This window comes from Mycobacterium sp. SMC-11, from assembly GCF_046250095.1.
In the GTDB taxonomy this organism is placed as follows: domain Bacteria; phylum Actinomycetota; class Actinomycetes; order Mycobacteriales; family Mycobacteriaceae; genus Mycobacterium; species Mycobacterium heraklionense_A.
In genome coordinates this window covers 983,303-997,779 of record NZ_CP176430.1, presented here as the reverse complement: position 1 = coordinate 997,779, position 14,477 = coordinate 983,303, and the positions used below count along the sequence as shown (strand labels likewise).

Annotated in this window: 16 protein-coding genes; 9 read left to right on the top strand and 7 right to left on the bottom strand. The window is 66.9% G+C overall.

Annotation, left to right across the window (positions count from 1 at the left end; translation table 11 throughout):
* Positions 1 to 47: 47 nt before the first annotated feature.
* From ACKY0X_RS04765 to ACKY0X_RS04755, 3 genes are read left to right on the top strand one after another with little or no spacing between them, the layout of a single operon-like run.
* Entirely contained in the window at positions 48 to 647 is a 600-nt protein-coding gene (locus tag ACKY0X_RS04765) for a DUF1707 domain-containing protein (protein WP_409428518.1), read from the top strand.
* A gap of 55 nt (positions 648 to 702) precedes the next feature.
* Positions 703 to 2,163: a biotin carboxylase gene (locus ACKY0X_RS04760; protein WP_409428517.1), complete on the top strand. Its 1,461-nt coding sequence runs from the start codon at positions 703 to 705 to the stop codon at positions 2,161 to 2,163.
* 2 nt (positions 2,164 to 2,165) lie between these two features.
* Positions 2,166 to 3,344, top strand: coding sequence for a serine hydrolase domain-containing protein (locus ACKY0X_RS04755; protein ID WP_409428516.1), 1,179 nt, complete (start codon positions 2,166 to 2,168; stop codon positions 3,342 to 3,344).
* Here ACKY0X_RS04755 and ACKY0X_RS04750 read toward each other — a convergent pair.
* Positions 3,341 to 3,976, bottom strand: a complete 636-nt coding sequence (locus ACKY0X_RS04750) for a TetR/AcrR family transcriptional regulator (protein ID WP_409428515.1) — start codon at positions 3,974 to 3,976, stop codon at positions 3,341 to 3,343. The two genes, ACKY0X_RS04755 and ACKY0X_RS04750, sit on opposite strands and share 4 nt — an antisense overlap.
* 68 nt (positions 3,977 to 4,044) lie before the next feature.
* Between ACKY0X_RS04750 and ACKY0X_RS04745 the strand changes: the two genes are divergently transcribed.
* The 6 genes from ACKY0X_RS04745 (at position 4,045) to ACKY0X_RS04720 (ending at position 8,317) form a co-directional block, all read left to right on the top strand.
* Entirely contained in the window at positions 4,045 to 4,968 is a 924-nt protein-coding gene (locus ACKY0X_RS04745; RefSeq protein WP_409428514.1) for an oxygenase MpaB family protein, read from the top strand.
* 146 nt (positions 4,969 to 5,114) lie between these two features.
* Positions 5,115 to 5,426, top strand: coding sequence for a DUF2563 family protein (locus ACKY0X_RS04740; RefSeq protein WP_064890620.1), 312 nt, complete (start codon positions 5,115 to 5,117; stop codon positions 5,424 to 5,426).
* Positions 5,423 to 6,859: a hypothetical protein gene (locus ACKY0X_RS04735; RefSeq protein WP_409428513.1), complete on the top strand. Its 1,437-nt coding sequence runs from the start codon at positions 5,423 to 5,425 to the stop codon at positions 6,857 to 6,859. The genes ACKY0X_RS04740 and ACKY0X_RS04735 overlap by 4 nt, the downstream gene beginning before the upstream one ends.
* A 71-nt stretch (positions 6,860 to 6,930) precedes the next feature.
* Positions 6,931 to 7,161: a hypothetical protein gene (locus ACKY0X_RS04730; RefSeq protein WP_409428512.1), complete on the top strand. Its 231-nt coding sequence runs from the start codon at positions 6,931 to 6,933 to the stop codon at positions 7,159 to 7,161.
* 10 nt (positions 7,162 to 7,171) lie between these two features.
* Positions 7,172 to 7,678, top strand: a complete 507-nt coding sequence (locus ACKY0X_RS04725) for an LpqN/LpqT family lipoprotein (protein WP_409428511.1) — start codon at positions 7,172 to 7,174, stop codon at positions 7,676 to 7,678.
* A 21-nt stretch (positions 7,679 to 7,699) separates the two neighbouring features.
* Positions 7,700 to 8,317: a class I SAM-dependent methyltransferase gene (locus tag ACKY0X_RS04720; RefSeq protein ID WP_409428510.1), complete on the top strand. Its 618-nt coding sequence runs from the start codon at positions 7,700 to 7,702 to the stop codon at positions 8,315 to 8,317.
* On the opposite strand, the gene mnhG is transcribed toward ACKY0X_RS04720, so the two are convergent.
* Genes mnhG through ACKY0X_RS04690 form a run of 6 tightly spaced genes read right to left on the bottom strand, consistent with a single transcriptional unit; the run spans position 8,302 to position 14,383 of the window.
* Complete coding sequence (gene mnhG, locus ACKY0X_RS04715; RefSeq protein ID WP_064890628.1) at positions 8,302 to 8,649, bottom strand: monovalent cation/H(+) antiporter subunit G; 348 nt, start codon at positions 8,647 to 8,649, stop codon at positions 8,302 to 8,304. The two genes, ACKY0X_RS04720 and mnhG, sit on opposite strands and share 16 nt — an antisense overlap.
* On the bottom strand, positions 8,646 to 8,927 hold the full coding sequence (locus ACKY0X_RS04710) for a monovalent cation/H+ antiporter complex subunit F (RefSeq protein WP_065041299.1): 282 nt from the start codon (positions 8,925 to 8,927) through the stop codon (positions 8,646 to 8,648). Before ACKY0X_RS04710 ends, mnhG begins: the two co-directional genes overlap by 4 nt.
* Positions 8,924 to 9,451, bottom strand: coding sequence for a Na+/H+ antiporter subunit E (locus ACKY0X_RS04705; RefSeq protein ID WP_409428509.1), 528 nt, complete (start codon positions 9,449 to 9,451; stop codon positions 8,924 to 8,926). The genes ACKY0X_RS04710 and ACKY0X_RS04705 overlap by 4 nt, the downstream gene beginning before the upstream one ends.
* The gene (locus ACKY0X_RS04700; protein ID WP_409428508.1) at positions 9,448 to 11,046 is read right to left on the bottom strand and encodes a Na+/H+ antiporter subunit D; all 1,599 of its coding nucleotides are present in this window, start codon (positions 11,044 to 11,046) and stop codon (positions 9,448 to 9,450) included. The genes ACKY0X_RS04705 and ACKY0X_RS04700 overlap by 4 nt, the downstream gene beginning before the upstream one ends.
* Positions 11,043 to 11,492, bottom strand: a complete 450-nt coding sequence (locus ACKY0X_RS04695) for a Na(+)/H(+) antiporter subunit C (protein ID WP_064890632.1) — start codon at positions 11,490 to 11,492, stop codon at positions 11,043 to 11,045. Before ACKY0X_RS04695 ends, ACKY0X_RS04700 begins: the two co-directional genes overlap by 4 nt.
* Complete coding sequence (locus ACKY0X_RS04690; RefSeq protein ID WP_409428507.1) at positions 11,489 to 14,383, bottom strand: Na+/H+ antiporter subunit A; 2,895 nt, start codon at positions 14,381 to 14,383, stop codon at positions 11,489 to 11,491. Before ACKY0X_RS04690 ends, ACKY0X_RS04695 begins: the two co-directional genes overlap by 4 nt.
* Positions 14,384 to 14,477 lie beyond the last annotated feature (94 nt).

Here is a 14,477-nt window from a genome sequence, read left to right as displayed (position 1 = left end):
GGAACCCAGCTTGCGGCAAACGCGGTTAGTCGTAGGCTACGTATCCGATGAGGAACTCAACCCGGCGTGGCGTCGACTCAAACGGCACCCAGTCGCGCGCCGCTGACACCGACCGGATCCAGTTGGCGCAGGTGCTCGGCGACGCCGTCGCGCAAGGCCAGTTGCCCATGAGCGAGTACGAGGCGCGGCTCGCCAAGGCCTACGCGGCGCAGACCTACGACGAGCTCGACGGCCTGCGTGCCGACCTGCCGGGCTCCTCGGTGTGCCCGCATCGCGGTGGCGATTGCAAACCCGCGCCGTCGACGTTGCTGCTGGCGATCATGAGTTCCTTCGAGCGCCGCGGCCGGTGGAACGTGCCCAAGCGGCTGACCGCCTTCTCGCTGTGGGGCGGCGGCGTGATCGACCTGCGCTACGCCGACTTCACCTCGCCGGACGTCGAGATCAACGCCTACTCCATCATGGGCGGGCAGACCATCCTGCTGCCGCCCGAGGTCAACGTCGACATCCACGGTTACGGCGTGATGGGCGGCTTCGACCAGCATGTCGAAGGCACCGGTACCCCCGGCGCACCGACGGTGAAGGTGCGCGGCTTCTCGCTGTGGGGCGGGGTCGGCATTCGGCGCAAGAGCCGCAAACGTCGCGGCTGACCTCGGCCCGCATCGGCCTCGACACGTGCGCTAGAGCAGGCGCACACTTTGGGGCATGGAGGCACCCCGCCGCTGCCTGAACGGCATCTCCGACGTGCGCGCGTTCTTCCACACCAACACCGCACCGCTGTATTTCATCTCGCCGACCCCGTTCAACCTGCTGGGTATCGATCGCTGGGTTCGAAACTTCTTCTACCTGACCTACTTCGACTCCTTTGAGGGGACCCACTCGCGGGTATTCGTGCCCCGGCGACGAGACCGCCTTGATTTCGATTCCATGGGCGATGTGTGTAACCACCTGCTGTCCGATCCCGAGACACTCGAGTTCATCGCGGGCCGGGGACCCGGAGGCAGGGCCTGCTTCGTGATGATGGACGAAGAAACCCAGACGCTCGCGCGGCAGGCCGGCCTGGCAGTCATGCACCCCTCGGTGGAACTGCGCAATCGTCTGGGCTCGAAGACCGTCATGACGCGCCTGGCCGACGCGGCCGGCGTGCCGAGTGTGCCGCACGTGATGGGGCGAGCCAACTCCTACGACGAACTGCTGGCACTGGCGCGGGACGCCGACTTAGGAGATGACCTCGTCATCTCCATCCCGTATGGCAACGCCGGCAGCGGGACATTCTTTGTGCGCGGTCAGGCCGACTGGGACCAGCACGCCGCTGAGCTGATCGCGCAGCAGGAATTCAAGGTCATGAAGCGCATCCGCAATGTCGAGGTGTGCATCGAAGGTGCGGTAACGCGCCACGGCACCGTCATCGGCCCCGCGATGACCAGCCTCGTCGGTTATTCAGAACTGACTCCGCATCGCGGCGCCTGGTGCGGCAACGACATCTGGCGAGAAGTGCTCCCGCCAGAACAGACCCACGCCGCGCGAGAAATGGTGCGAAAACTGGGCGACATCTTGAGCCGGGAGGGTTACCGGGGCTATTTCGAGGTGGACCTGCTGCACGACTTGGACGCCGACGAGCTCTACCTCGGCGAGGTCAATCCGCGGCTGTCCGGCGCTAGCCCGATGACGAACCTGACCACCGAGGCCTACGCCGACATGCCGCTGTTCCTGTTCCATCTGCTGGAGTACATGGACGTGGAGTATGAGCTCGACATCGCCGATATCAACTCGCGCTGGGAGCGCGGCTATGGCGAGGACGAGGTCTGGGGCCAGGTGATCATCAACGAGATCTCGCCGGATGTCGAGCTGTTCACCGCGACGCCACGCACCGGGGTGTGGCGCATCGACGACGACGGCCGGGTGTCCTTTGCGCGGTCCGCCAACGACTGGGCCACCTTGCTCGACGGGTCCGAGGCGTTCTACATGCGCGTCGCCGCGCCCGGCGATTTGCGCTCCGAAGGCGCCCAACTCGGCGTACTCGTCACCCGCGGACACCTGCAGACCACCGACTACCGGCTGAGCGAACGGTGCCAACGTTGGGTCAAAGGCATGCGAGCGAAGTTTGTCTCAACACCCCTGACACCGGCCACGCCAATCGTCTCCCGGCTCGTCGCGCGGGCGTGAGCGTGAGCGTCCCGGCCGGGATCTCCCTGGACAACTGGCTGTCGGAACCTTACTCGCAGTGGTCGTTCCAGCACGTCGAAGACTTCGTGGCGACCGCGGTGATTGCGCGTGGGACCGGGCCCGTCGCGGCGTTGCCCGCGACCGGCGCCGAGCTGGCCGCGGTCCCGGTGACCACCACCGAGGGGGCCGTCACAACCGTCGGCGCCGTCATGGACGCCACCGCGACCGACGGGTGGGCCATCGCCCACCGCGGCGCGCTGGTGGCCGAGGAGTACCGCGGCGCAATGCGCGCACACACCCGGCACCTGCTGTTCTCGGTGAGCAAGTCGATGGTGGCCGCCGTCGTCGGCGCGCTGCACGGTTCTGGGGCGATCGCACTCAACGCACCGGTCACCACATACGTGCCCGCCCTCGCCGACTGCGGCTACGCCGGCGCGACGGTGCGCCACCTGCTGGATATGAGATCGGGTATCGCCTTCTCGGACAATTACCTGCACCCGACCGCGGAGGTACACGCCCTCGACGGGGCGGTCGGCTGGGCCCCCAGGTGCAGCGAGGCCGGTCCGGCCACCCTGCGAGACTTCCTGCTGACGTTGCGGCAGAAGTCGAAGCACGGCGGCCCGTTCGAATACCGGTCATGCGAAACCGACGTGCTGGGCTGGATCTGCGAGGTCGCCGGCGGCCAGCGGATGCCCGATCTGATGTCGGAACTGCTGTGGAGCCGCATCGGTGCACAATGTGACGCCACCATCGGCGTGGACTCGGAAGGCACTGGATTCTTCGACGGCGGCATCAGCGCCTGCCTGACCGACCTGATCCGGTTCGGGTCGCTGTTCTCCCGCGACGGTGTCTCGTTGACCGGCCGGCAGGTGGTGCCGGCGGCGTGGATCGCCGACACGCTCGACGGCGGTCCCGACTCGCGTCAGGCGTTCGCCGCCAGCCCGGACGACACCGGAATGCCCGGCGGGATGTACCGCAATCAGGTGTGGTTCCCCTACCCGGACAACACCGTGGTGTTGTGCCAAGGCATGTGCGGCCAGCTGATCTACGTCGATCGGGCCGCGGAGGTGGTCGGCGCCAAGGTGTCCACCCAGACCTACGCAGCCGACTCGCGAATGCTGTCCGACACCCTGCGCGCCTTCGATGCGATGGTGCAGGAGCTGGCTGGAATTGCAGGCTAGCCCCGGAACAGGGCCGGATCGTCGAGTTGGCCCAGCAGCGCGGTCAGCTGGTCCACCAGTTGGTCCGGCGCCAGGTTGACATCCCCGGCCAGCCAGGCACTGATTGTCTGGGCCACGCCGCCGACCACGAAATGCGCGACCGCCTTGATGTGGTCGTTGCCCGGCACCCGCAAGACGTTCTGCATGTGGCGGCCGGACAACATCGCGAACAGTGCACTGGATTCAGCGCGTTTGCGCACCAGCAGCGCATTGGTCAGCTGCGTGCTGAACAGCATTCGGCCGACGCGGGCGTCCCCGGCAATGGCAGACACCAGGTGGGCCATGCCGGCCCGGGTCTGCTCGGCATAAGGCACCGCGGCCACGGCGGCCTGGGTGCTGGTCGCCAGGTCACCGACCACCCGGTCGAACACCGCGGCCACGAACTCGTCCTTGTCGGCGAAACTCTCATAGAAATACCGGGACGCCACACCGGCTCGGTGGCAGATGCCTCGCACGGTCAACTCGACCAACTCGCGGGCTCCCAGCACGTCGAGACCGGCAGCCAGCAGGCGTTCCCGGCGCTCGGCCAGTCGGTCTGCTGCTCGCACACCTCGGTAGGGACGCTCGGGAACGGCGGAAACCACGTCCACCATCTTGACACCGGGCTCTCAGCTGGGCAATATCAGGAAACCGACGTTCTCACAATCAGCGAGGTGCAGCAATGACAATCAGCGAGCCGGTTCCCTTGGTGGAGCGTTCGGTGAACGACTCGCTGGGTGCGCACCCCGCCCCTCAGGGGCGTTCCAGACGTTCGTGGCTGCCACAGGTCACCTGCGACGACAACATGATGATGGGTGTGGCGTTGTTGGCCGGCCCCGCCAACGTGATCATGCAACTGGCGCGGCCCGGGGTGGGCTACGGCGTGATGGAGAGCAAGGTCGAAAGCGGCCGGGTGGACCTGCATCCGATCAAGCGGGCTCGCACCACGTTCACCTATCTGGTGGTTTCCACCCAGGGCAGCGACGCGCAGAAGGCCGCCTTCCGCGAAGCGGTCAACAGTGCGCACCGCCAGGTTCGCTCGACCGCCGACAGTCCGGTGAAGTACAACGCTTTCGACCGTGACCTGCAGCTGTGGGTGGGAGCATGCCTCTACAAGGGCAACGTCGACATCCACCGCATCTTCCTCGGTGAGATGGACGACGAGCACGCCGACCGGCATTACCGCAACGAGGGCAAGGCGATGGCCACCATGCTGCAGGTGCCCGAGGACATGTGGCCCGCCGACCGGGCCGCCTTTGACCAGTACTGGCAGGAGCAGCTGGACAAGGTCCACATCGACGACGCCGTTCGCGAATACTTGAAGCCGATCGCGGCGAGCCGGCTGCGGGGCCTGACCCTGCCCGGCCCGTTCCAGCGGGCGAACGAACGGCTCGCGCTGCTGATCACCACCGGTTTCCTGCCGCAGCGCTTCCGCGACGAGATGCAGCTGCCGTGGGACGCCGACAAGCAACGCCGGTTCGACCGGTTGATGGGCGTTCTTCGGGGAATCAACAACCTGCTACCGCAGTTCTTGCGCGGCTTCCCGTTCAACCTGATCCTGTGGGACCTCGACCGTCGTATCCGGACCGGTCGCCCGCTGGTGTGACGACGTTCCCGGCCAGGGTGTTCTGTCGCGGACGTTGAGACAAGGTTTTACCTTGCTTCGGGCCGAATCTGCCGCGAGTGAATTGACGGTTGAGCCCGCGTCGGTAGGCTTTGACCTCGACACAAGCGGACGGAAGGTGGCAGGCGATGCACGTCAACCCCCATGTGTTGCGCACCGGAGCAAACGTGTCCGACGACGCCGGCGGGCACGCCAATGACGGTGCTCAGCGCCTCGACGTGGCCGGCGTGACCGCCAAGATGTTCGGCGATTTCGATGACGCGCACGGTTTCCACGCCGCGTTGGGCAGCGCCAAGGACAGTCATCGCGACGCCCTGCAGGGCCACCACCAGAACCTCACCGGCATCGCCGAGAACGTGCGCACCGCTGCCGCCGGCTTCACCGAGATGGACAACCACAACGCCAAACTGTTGCGAGACGTCGCCGGCCCCCAACAGTGAGTCGGCCCACCCTGCAGCACCTGAACGTCGACGACCTCGTCGCGCAGGCTGGGGGTGATCCGTGGGCGATCGACGACAGTCTGCAGGCCGGCAGCCCCACCCAGATCAACTTCTTGGCCCAGGCCTTCCACTCCGCCGCCGGTTCGGCCACCGCCGCCGAAGAGTCCTTCCGCACCGCCCAAGAACACTTCACGCAGTACAACCGCGAAAACGGCGAGCAGCCCATCAACAACGGCGCCGAGGTGCAGCGCGTCAAGGACAGCCTGCACGCCACCAACGAGCAGCTCGGCCAGATCGCCGCCGACCTGGAGACCATCGCCGCCGCCCTGGCTCAGGCCCGCGCAACCTCGCGGGGCAACATCAAGTCACTCAATGAGAATCTGCAGACCGCCGACTATCTGATCGGCCACTACCTGGACCTGGAGAGCCAGGGCCTGGATCGCGACGCCGATATCGAGAATGTTCGTCGGGCAGCCAAGGCCGACACCGAGACGGCGCTGCACAACGAGACGTTTTTCCGCAACGACTACTCCAAGACCCTGAAACAGGCCCTGACCAACCTGCGGGTCAAGGACGGCTACGACCCAGACGTCGCGGTACGCAAGTTCGATGCCGACAGCGAGCCGGCCGCCGGCAACGGCAAGCCGGGGACCGCCAGCCCAACCAACGGCACGCCCAACGGCCAAGCCGACGGTGGCGCCGGGCAGACACCGCCCGCAGGCGGTACCCCGGCGGGAGCCGACGGCGGCGCCGGCGGCAATGGCGGCGCCAACGGCCAAGCCCCCGGAACGCCGGACGGTAAAGCCGGCGACGGCGGCGCCGGGGCAGCCCAACCGCCGTGGGTGCCACCGGGCACGCCGGTGATGACCCGGCCTCAGGGCCCGCCACCTACCCCGACCAAGCCGACGGAGATCAACGGCAAATGGGGGAACGTCGGGGACGGCCTCGCCGCGGCCGGTGGCCAGGCAAATGCTCCCTGGGTCCGGCCAGACCTGCCGGCCTTCGCTCCGGGCGGGTCACCGAACCCGGCCATGCCCGGCGGCGGCGTCCCGATGTCGCAGGCCATGGAGGGCGTCGAGAAGTTCGGTAAACGCCTAGGAATGGCGGGCAACGTCATCACCGTGGCGAACGGGGCCATGGAGATCCAGAACGATCTGAACAATGGGGTCTCCTTGAGCACCGCCTTGGTGGACGTTGTCCCCAAAACCGCCGGTGATGTCACCGGCGGTCTGGTGGGCGCGGGACTGGGCGCCCAGACCGGCGCGGAGATCGGGGCCGTGGTCGGTACCTTCTTCGGCCCGGGACCGGGAACCGCCATTGGTGCGGTCCTCGGTGCCGGCACCGGAGCGGTGGTCGGCGGGCTCGTCGGCAGCGAGTTCGGTAAGCATGTGGGCGAGGGAATTTCGAATGTCTGGCATGGCTTGTTCGGCTGAGCTGGGCACACCGGTAAGGGAGATCGATCATCAGTAGCGCAAACGGCATCATCGGGGTCGCCCTGCTGGTGATGCTGCTCATCGCGGTCCCGGTGGACCCCCGCAAGGACGCCATGTCGAAGTGGCTCTTTTGGCTCATCGGACCGATGGCGTCCGCCACCTTGCTTGCGATCGCGTTTTACAGCTCGATGAAGAGCCCCGAGACGACGGACCTGATCGGTGCGGTCGCCGCCGGAGCGATCTTTTCCTACCTCGGCTTCGGCGGCGCCTACCTCCGCAAGCTCTGGCGGCCCGGGCGATAAGGAGTTAGCAGTGGAAAATTCCGGTCGCTCACCCGGCGAGGGGTCGATAACGTTGGCTCCCCGCGACATCGACGAACCGACGATCACCCTCCCGCGGCCCCCGGGTTGGGAGTTCCTGCCCAGCAACGAATCGCCGCCGGTGCGCGGCGTGCTCTACAACCAGGAACTGCGGCGGCACGGTTTCACCCCCAATGCGGTGGTGACGCTGGAGGACCTCACCGGCCAGGTCGGGCTGCCGGCGCAGGCCTTGGCCAAGGAACGCGCCGCGGTGACCACCGTCATCGGCGAGCTCGACAGCGACATTGCCGGAACGGTGTCGGGCTTTCCGAGCAGAACGATCACCTACAACCTGCAGGGCCGACCCGCGACCGGCCTGCTCATCGCCGTGCAGAACACCAAGGCGAGGATCTGGGCGATCACGGTCACGCTGCAGACCACCGACGCCGACAACCCCCACTACATCGCCGCCAAACAGGCCCTACTGGATTCGGTGGAAGTCCGCCTGCCCGCCCCGTGACGCCCCTGGGAGAATGCACTCATGGTCGAGCAGAGCCTCTGGATGCAGAAAGTCGCCGCCGATCCCGGGCATTCGCAGTGGTATATCGAACGCTTCCGCGAGATGGCCCGCGCCGGTAACGATCTGGCCGGCGAAGCACGCCTGATCGACGCGATGGCGTCCCGCGGCGCCCGCATCCTCGACGCCGGCTGCGGCCCCGGACGAGTCGCCGGTGTCCTGGCCAAGTGCGGTCACGACGTGGTCGGTGTCGACGTCGACCCGGAGCTCATCGAGGCCGCCGAGCAGGACTATCCCGGACCGCGCTATCTCGTGGGCGACCTCGCCGAGCTCGACCTGCCCGCCCGCGGCATCTCCGAGCCGTTCGACCTCATCGTGTCGGCGGGCAACGTCATGGCATTTGTGGCCCCGAGCACGCGCGCGGAGATCCTGCGCCGGTTGCGCGTCCACTGCGCCGACGACGGCCGGACCGTGATCGGCTTCGGCGCCAACCGGGACTACGACTTCGATCAGTTCCTGCGCGACGCGTCGGCCGCCGGTTTCGCGACCGATCTCCTGCTGTCCACCTGGGACCTGCGCCCCTTCACCGCGGACTCCGATTTCCTGGTCGCGGTGCTACGCCCCGCTCACAGCGGCAGCTGATCGTCCTCGGTCAGCTCCCCGAGCTGGTCAACGCTCAGCACCTCGGTCATGTCCTGCTCCTGGTAGGCCAGCCGACCCACCCGGTGTGCGACCACCGGCGCGGTGATCAGGGTGAACAGGATGCTCACCGTCACCATTCCCGCGTCGTGGCTGCCGCGTAGCCGGATCAACGCACCGAACAGCACCAGCAACAGGCCCAACACCTGCGGTTTGGTGGCCGAGTGCATCCGGGCCAAGGTGTCGGGGAACCGCACCACGCCGATGGCCGCCGTCAGCGCCAGCACCGAACCGGCGAGCACCAGCACCCCGGCGAGCACGTCGAGCAGGATCACGGTTGCCTCCCCAAATCGGGTGCGTCGTCGGGCACCCGGAAACGTGCCACGCTCACCGACCCGATGAAGCCGACCAGCGCCAGCGCCGCGAGGCTGTAGGTCACGGTGGTGTCCCGACTGACCGCAGCCCAGATACCGATACCGCACATGGTCATCGCGGCCAGCGTGTCCAGCGCCACCAGCCGGTCCAAGGTGCTGGGTCCGGCCAGTAGCCGATACATGGTGATGACGGCGGCGAAGCCCAACAGCACACCCGCCGTTCCCCAGATCACGTTCATGCGTCTACCCCCGCCGGCAGCCACTCGTCGTCACGCTCGAACGCGGCGATCAACAACCGCTCCACCTGCGCGACCTGCTGAAAGAAACGTTCGACCGCTGGCGCAGACCCGACATCGATCACATGGCAATACAGAATCCGGCGCACCTGATCGATCTCCAACACCATCGATCCGGGAATCAACGTGGTGATGTTGGCGGCCAACACCAAAACCAGGTCGGATTTGATGGTCAGCGGCACCCGTAGCACCCCGGTGAGCGGCGGCGGTCCGGGTCGGACCGCCAGCCACATCAACTGGATGCTGGACTCCATCAGGTACCAGGTGAACAACCCCAATAGCCTCACCAGCGGCACCAGATGCACCCGGCCCTGGACGGGCACGGGCGGCATCGGCAGCAGAACCATGATCACGGTCGCGACCACGATTCCGGTGGCGATGTTCGGGATCGTGAAGCGGCCCCACAACAACACCCACACGGTCGCCAGCGCCGAAACTGCGAACACCCGCAGCGCGAAGGCCCTCATGGTGTACCCACCGACAACACGGTCGAGATGTATTCGCCCCGGTCCAGAACCTCGGCTGCCGCCCGTTCGGTGTAGGCGAAGATCGGGCCGGCCCACACGCTCAACGACAAGCCCAGCGCGATCAGCGCGAGCGTCGGGACCACCATCCACGTCGGCATCTTTCCGACGTCGTCACGATCGTTGTAGGCAACGTCACCGACGTCGTCAAGCAGTACCGGCGGAGCGGCGAGTACCAGCTCTCCCTCGGGCGCGTCGACGCGGCGCCGCCAAAACGCCATGGTCCACACCCGCGCCAGCACATACAGCGTCAGCAGACTGGTCACCACCGCGCCACCGACCAGGAACCAGGCCAGCACCGACCCGTCGCCCACACCGGCCTGCAGCACAGCGGTCTTGCCGATGAAGCCCGAAAAGGGTGGAATACCACCAAGATTGAAAGCCGGAATCAAAAACACAAAAGCCAACAGTGGATTGGCGATCAAACCACCCAGCCGCTGCAGCGACGAGGCGCCGCCCTGGCGTTCGATCAGTCCGGCCGCGAGGAACAGCGTGGTCATCACGATGATGTGGTGCATCACGTAGAAGATGGCGCCGGACATCCCCCGCTGGCTTGATAACGCGATCCCGAACATCATGAAGCCGATATGGCTGACCAGCGTGAACGACAACACCCGCTTGATGTCGCTTTGCGCGATGGCGCCGAAGATCCCGATCAGCATGGTCAACAGCGCCGCGACCAGCAAGACCGAGTCCAGGCCGCCGTCGGGGAACAGCAGTGAGTGCGCCCGGATGATCGCGTAGACACCGACTTTGGTCAGAATCCCGGCGAACACCGCGGTGATCGGGGCCGGCGCGGTGGGATAGGCGTCCGGCAACCACGCCGACAGTGGGAACACCGCGGCCTTGATGCCGAACGCCACCAGCAGCACCGCGAACACCGCGCTTCGGGTGCCGCTGGGCAGGGCACCGGTCCGCGTCGCCAGCTCGGCGAGGTTCAGCGTTCCCGTCGAGGCATAGACCAGGGCGATGCCCAACAGGAAGACCAACGACGAGGCCATCGAGACCATCACGTAGCCGATACCGGCGCGGATGCGTTCGGCACTGGCGCCGATGGTCAGCAAGACGAAGCTCGCCGACAGCAGCATCTCGAACCCGACGAACAGGTTGAACAGGTCACCGGCAAGAAACGCCAGGGAGACGCCAGTGGCCAGGGTCAGATAGGTGGGCAGGAAGATCGACACCGGCTGGCGGTCGTCGCCGTCGCGCACGCCCTGCCCGATGGCATAGACCATGACCGCCAGCAGCACGACCGCCGACACCACCAGCATCAGCGCCGACAATCGGTCGACGACAAGGCTGATGCCCAGCGGCCCCACCTTCTGCTCGGTCGGACCCCAGCCTCCGACATGCAGCACCAGGGTGCCGTTGCGGTCGGTCAGATACAGTAGCGCCGCACTGACCGCGGCCACCGCACACAGCACACCGATGGTGATCGGCCGCTGGAGCCGAGGGCGACGACCGACGATCAGCGTCAGTGCCGCGCCCAACGTGGGAAGCAATACCGGCAGCGGCATCAAGACAGCGGCAAGACTCACCGTGACACCTCGCTTTCGGGGACGGCGTCGAGGTCGCCAGCCGCCACCGGCACGCCCTGTTCCGGTTCGGCCGCGATGACCTCTTCGTCGGACAGCTGCGAGACGCGGGTGGCTTCCTGGTCGTCGCCGATGTCGTCGGTGGTCGTCAGGTTGTAAGAGCGGTAGGTCAGGGCCAGCACGAATGCGCCCACGCCCATGGTGATGACGATGGAGGTCAGCACCATGGCCTGAGCCAGCGGGTCGGCGTCGGTTTCCTTACCGGAGCTGGCCCAAAGGATCGGCGGATTCCCGTCAGGACCGCCGACATCGATGATCAGCAGGTTGATGGCATTCCCGATCATCATCAGGCCCAACAACATTCGGGTCAGGCTGCGCTCCAGCAACATGTAGACGCCACACGAGGTGAGTCCGGCGGCCATCAGCAACGGAATCAGATGGGCGGTCATGACACTCCTGCCAACGGTCGGGTCGGGGGATGCGATTCAAGCTCCTGGTCCAATCGCACGCCCAGGCTGCGCAGCACATCGAGCACCATGCCGACCACAACCAGATACACGCCCAGATCGAAGAACAACGACGTCACCACATCGACGTGCCCCACCACCGGCAACGTGAAGCTCAGCACCGCCGAGGACAGCACCGGCGCCCCCAGGAACAACGACGCCAGCGCCGTCCCTCCGACCAGGGCCAGTCCCACACCCAGGATCTTGCTGGAGTCCAGGGGCAGCGTCTCGCCGAGCTCGTATCGTCCGCCTGCTAGATAGCGCAACGCCAGACCCAGCCCGGCGGCTAGCCCGCCCGCGAAGCCACCGCCCGGATAGTTGTGCCCGGCGAACAGGAAGTAGATCGAGACCACCATGATCAGCGGGAAGATGACCCGCGTCGCGACCTCCAGGACTAGCGACCGCTCGTTGGGATCGTGGTAAGCGCTGCCCCGCAGCCAGGTGGTGGACCCGATCGCCGGGCTGTAGGGGGTGGTGATGCCCGCGGTCTTGCGCGGAGTGCCGGCGTCGGCGATCCGTGGGGCTCGGCCGAACCGACGGTTGCGGAACACCATCGAGGCCACCCCGGTCGCGGCGACGAGCAGCACCGAGATCTCACCGAGCGTGTCCCAGGCCCGGAGATCGACCAAGATCACGTTGACGGTATTGGCGCCGTGGCCGCGGACGTAGGCCGCCTCGGGCAACGCCTCGGCCACGCCGTCGCGGGCGCGCGCCGCCATCGCGAAGGCCGCCAGCACGGCGACGCTGATGCCTACCGCGGCGGCCAGCACTATGCGCGGCAGCCGGTTCAGCGCCATGGTGGGTCGCTCGGCCTCCGCCGGCAGCGTGCGCAACACAAGCACGAAGATCACCAAAGTCACGGTCTCGACCAGCAGCTGAGTCAGGGCCAGGTCGGGCGCACCGTGGAAGGCGAATGCCGCCGCGCACCCGTAACCGGTCACTCCGACCATCAACACCGCGGACAGCCGGTTGCGAGCCATGGTCGCGCCGATCCCGCCGGCGACCACCAGCACCGCGACGGTCAACTGCAGCGGGGTGTCCCACAGGTGCAGTTCGACGTGGTTGCGCGCACCCAACGCCAGCGCCGTCAGCGGGAGCACCACCAGCGTCGCGAAGATCATCCCCTGGTTAACCGGCAGGGAGCCCCGCTGGGTGATGCCGGTCAGCCGCACCGCTGCCACATCGAGCAGCCGAAGGACCTCGTCATAGATGCGATCGGCCTTGCCTATCGGCAGCCGGCGCAGCCGGGACAGGCCCAGCGGGCCGCGGGCGGCGAACACACCGGTGCCGACCACCAAGACCAGCGCCGACAGCAACACCGGCAGACCCACGCCGTGCCACAGCGCCAGGTGATAGCCGGTTCCGCCGGGCATGGTGTCGGCGTAGCTGCGCAACACGGTGTCGAGGGTGAGCGCACACAATCCCAAGACCAGGCTGGCGCCGGCCAGCACGGCCGGAGGTGCCAGGAAGGACACTTCCGGTCGGTGCAGTCCGGCCACGGAAGCACTCGGCGCGGTCCGGCCCTTGCTGGCGAAGCCGCCCCACACGAACCGCACGCTGTAGATCACGGTGAACATCGAGGCGAGCACGCCGGCGGCCAGCACGTATGGACCGGCAGAGCCCAGGACCGGGGACTGTGCCTCGGCCCCGAAGATGGTCTCTTTGGCGATGAACCCCACGAACGGCGGCACTCCGGCCATGCTGGCGGCGGCCGCGGCCGCGATCACGAACAGCCCCGGACAACGGCGTCCCAATCCGGCCAGTTCACGCAAATCGCGGGTGCCGGTGGCGTGGTCGATGATCCCCACCACCATGAACAAGGTGGCCTTGGCCGCCGCGTGCGCGCACATGGCGGTCAACCCGGCCAGCATGAGATCACCGGTGCCGGCCCCGACCAACACGATCATCAGACCCAGCTGGCTGACGGTGCTGTAGGCCAGCAGCAGCTTGAGGTCGTACTCGCGCACGGCACGCCATCCCGCCAGCAGTGCGGTGGTCAGTCCGAGAACCATCAGCGTCGGCCGCCACCCCGGCGAATCGGCGAACCCCGGCGCCAACCTGGCCACCAGGTAGATCCCGGCCTTGACCATCGCCGCGGCATGCAGGTAGGCACTGACCGGAGTCGGTGCCGCCATGGCGCCGGGCAGCCAGAAGTGCAGCGGCACGATCGCCGACTTGCTGAGTGCGCCGACCAGGATCAGCAGCACCCCTACGGTGACGACGGTCCCCGATGGGGGATGGGCCACTAGCTCCGACAGCAGGTACGTGCCGCCGGCGTTGCCCAGCATGATGATTCCGACCAGCATGGCCAGCCCGCCGGCAGTGGTCACCAGCAACGCCTGGATGGCGGCACGGCGATTGACCGCACGTTCGGCGTAGTGACCGATCAGCAGGAACGACAACACGGTCGTCATTTCCCAGAAGACGTAGAGCACCAGCGCGTTGTCGGCGACCATCAGCCCGAACATCGCTCCGGCGAAACCGACCATCTTCGCGGCGAAGCTGGGCAGCCGCGGATCGGTCTCGTGCGCCCCGACCGGCCGGAAGTATGCCGCGCAGTAGAACAAGACCAGGGCGCCTATCCCCAGCGCCAGCACGCACATGATCGCGCTCAGTGAATCGAACCGCAGCGCGATGTCCATCGACAGTCCGGGCACCCAGGGCACCGTGACGCGGTGGTCGGCGGCCGGACCGGCCGGCCAGTTCGCCACCACCCAACCCAGCGATACCAGCGGGATCGATCCCAGCGGATAGAACGCCGCCCTGCCCCACCTGCGCACCAACGCTGGTGCGGCAGCGGTGCCAACAACATGGGCAAGCAGTATCGCCAGCATCACGCTCCACGGGCCGTTTCGTTTAAGTCGATGCGTTCAGTCGTGGCCAATCGTGAGGAGACCGCGGACGCGCTCAGAACACGGCCGCACCCAT

What these genes read in the sequence shown, in the direction of transcription:
- ACKY0X_RS04750 (WP_409428515.1), bottom strand. Translation starts at nt 3,976, where the DNA reads ATGGTGGACGTGGTTTCCGCCGTTCCCGAGCGTCCCTACCGAGGTGTG.
- ACKY0X_RS04765 (WP_409428518.1), top strand. Translation starts at nt 48, where the DNA reads ATGAGGAACTCAACCCGGCGTGGCGTCGACTCAAACGGCACCCAGTCG.
- ACKY0X_RS04760 (WP_409428517.1), top strand. Translation starts at nt 703, where the DNA reads ATGGAGGCACCCCGCCGCTGCCTGAACGGCATCTCCGACGTGCGCGCG.
- ACKY0X_RS04720 (WP_409428510.1), top strand. Translation starts at nt 7,700, where the DNA reads ATGGTCGAGCAGAGCCTCTGGATGCAGAAAGTCGCCGCCGATCCCGGG.
- ACKY0X_RS04690 (WP_409428507.1), bottom strand. Translation starts at nt 14,383, where the DNA reads ATGCTGGCGATACTGCTTGCCCATGTTGTTGGCACCGCTGCCGCACCA.
- ACKY0X_RS04730 (WP_409428512.1), top strand. Translation starts at nt 6,931, where the DNA reads ATGCTGCTCATCGCGGTCCCGGTGGACCCCCGCAAGGACGCCATGTCG.
- ACKY0X_RS04740 (WP_064890620.1), top strand. Translation starts at nt 5,115, where the DNA reads ATGCACGTCAACCCCCATGTGTTGCGCACCGGAGCAAACGTGTCCGAC.
- ACKY0X_RS04745 (WP_409428514.1), top strand. Translation starts at nt 4,045, where the DNA reads ATGACAATCAGCGAGCCGGTTCCCTTGGTGGAGCGTTCGGTGAACGAC.
- ACKY0X_RS04710 (WP_065041299.1), bottom strand. Translation starts at nt 8,927, where the DNA reads ATGAACGTGATCTGGGGAACGGCGGGTGTGCTGTTGGGCTTCGCCGCC.
- ACKY0X_RS04695 (WP_064890632.1), bottom strand. Translation starts at nt 11,492, where the DNA reads ATGACCGCCCATCTGATTCCGTTGCTGATGGCCGCCGGACTCACCTCG.
- ACKY0X_RS04705 (WP_409428509.1), bottom strand. Translation starts at nt 9,451, where the DNA reads ATGAGGGCCTTCGCGCTGCGGGTGTTCGCAGTTTCGGCGCTGGCGACC.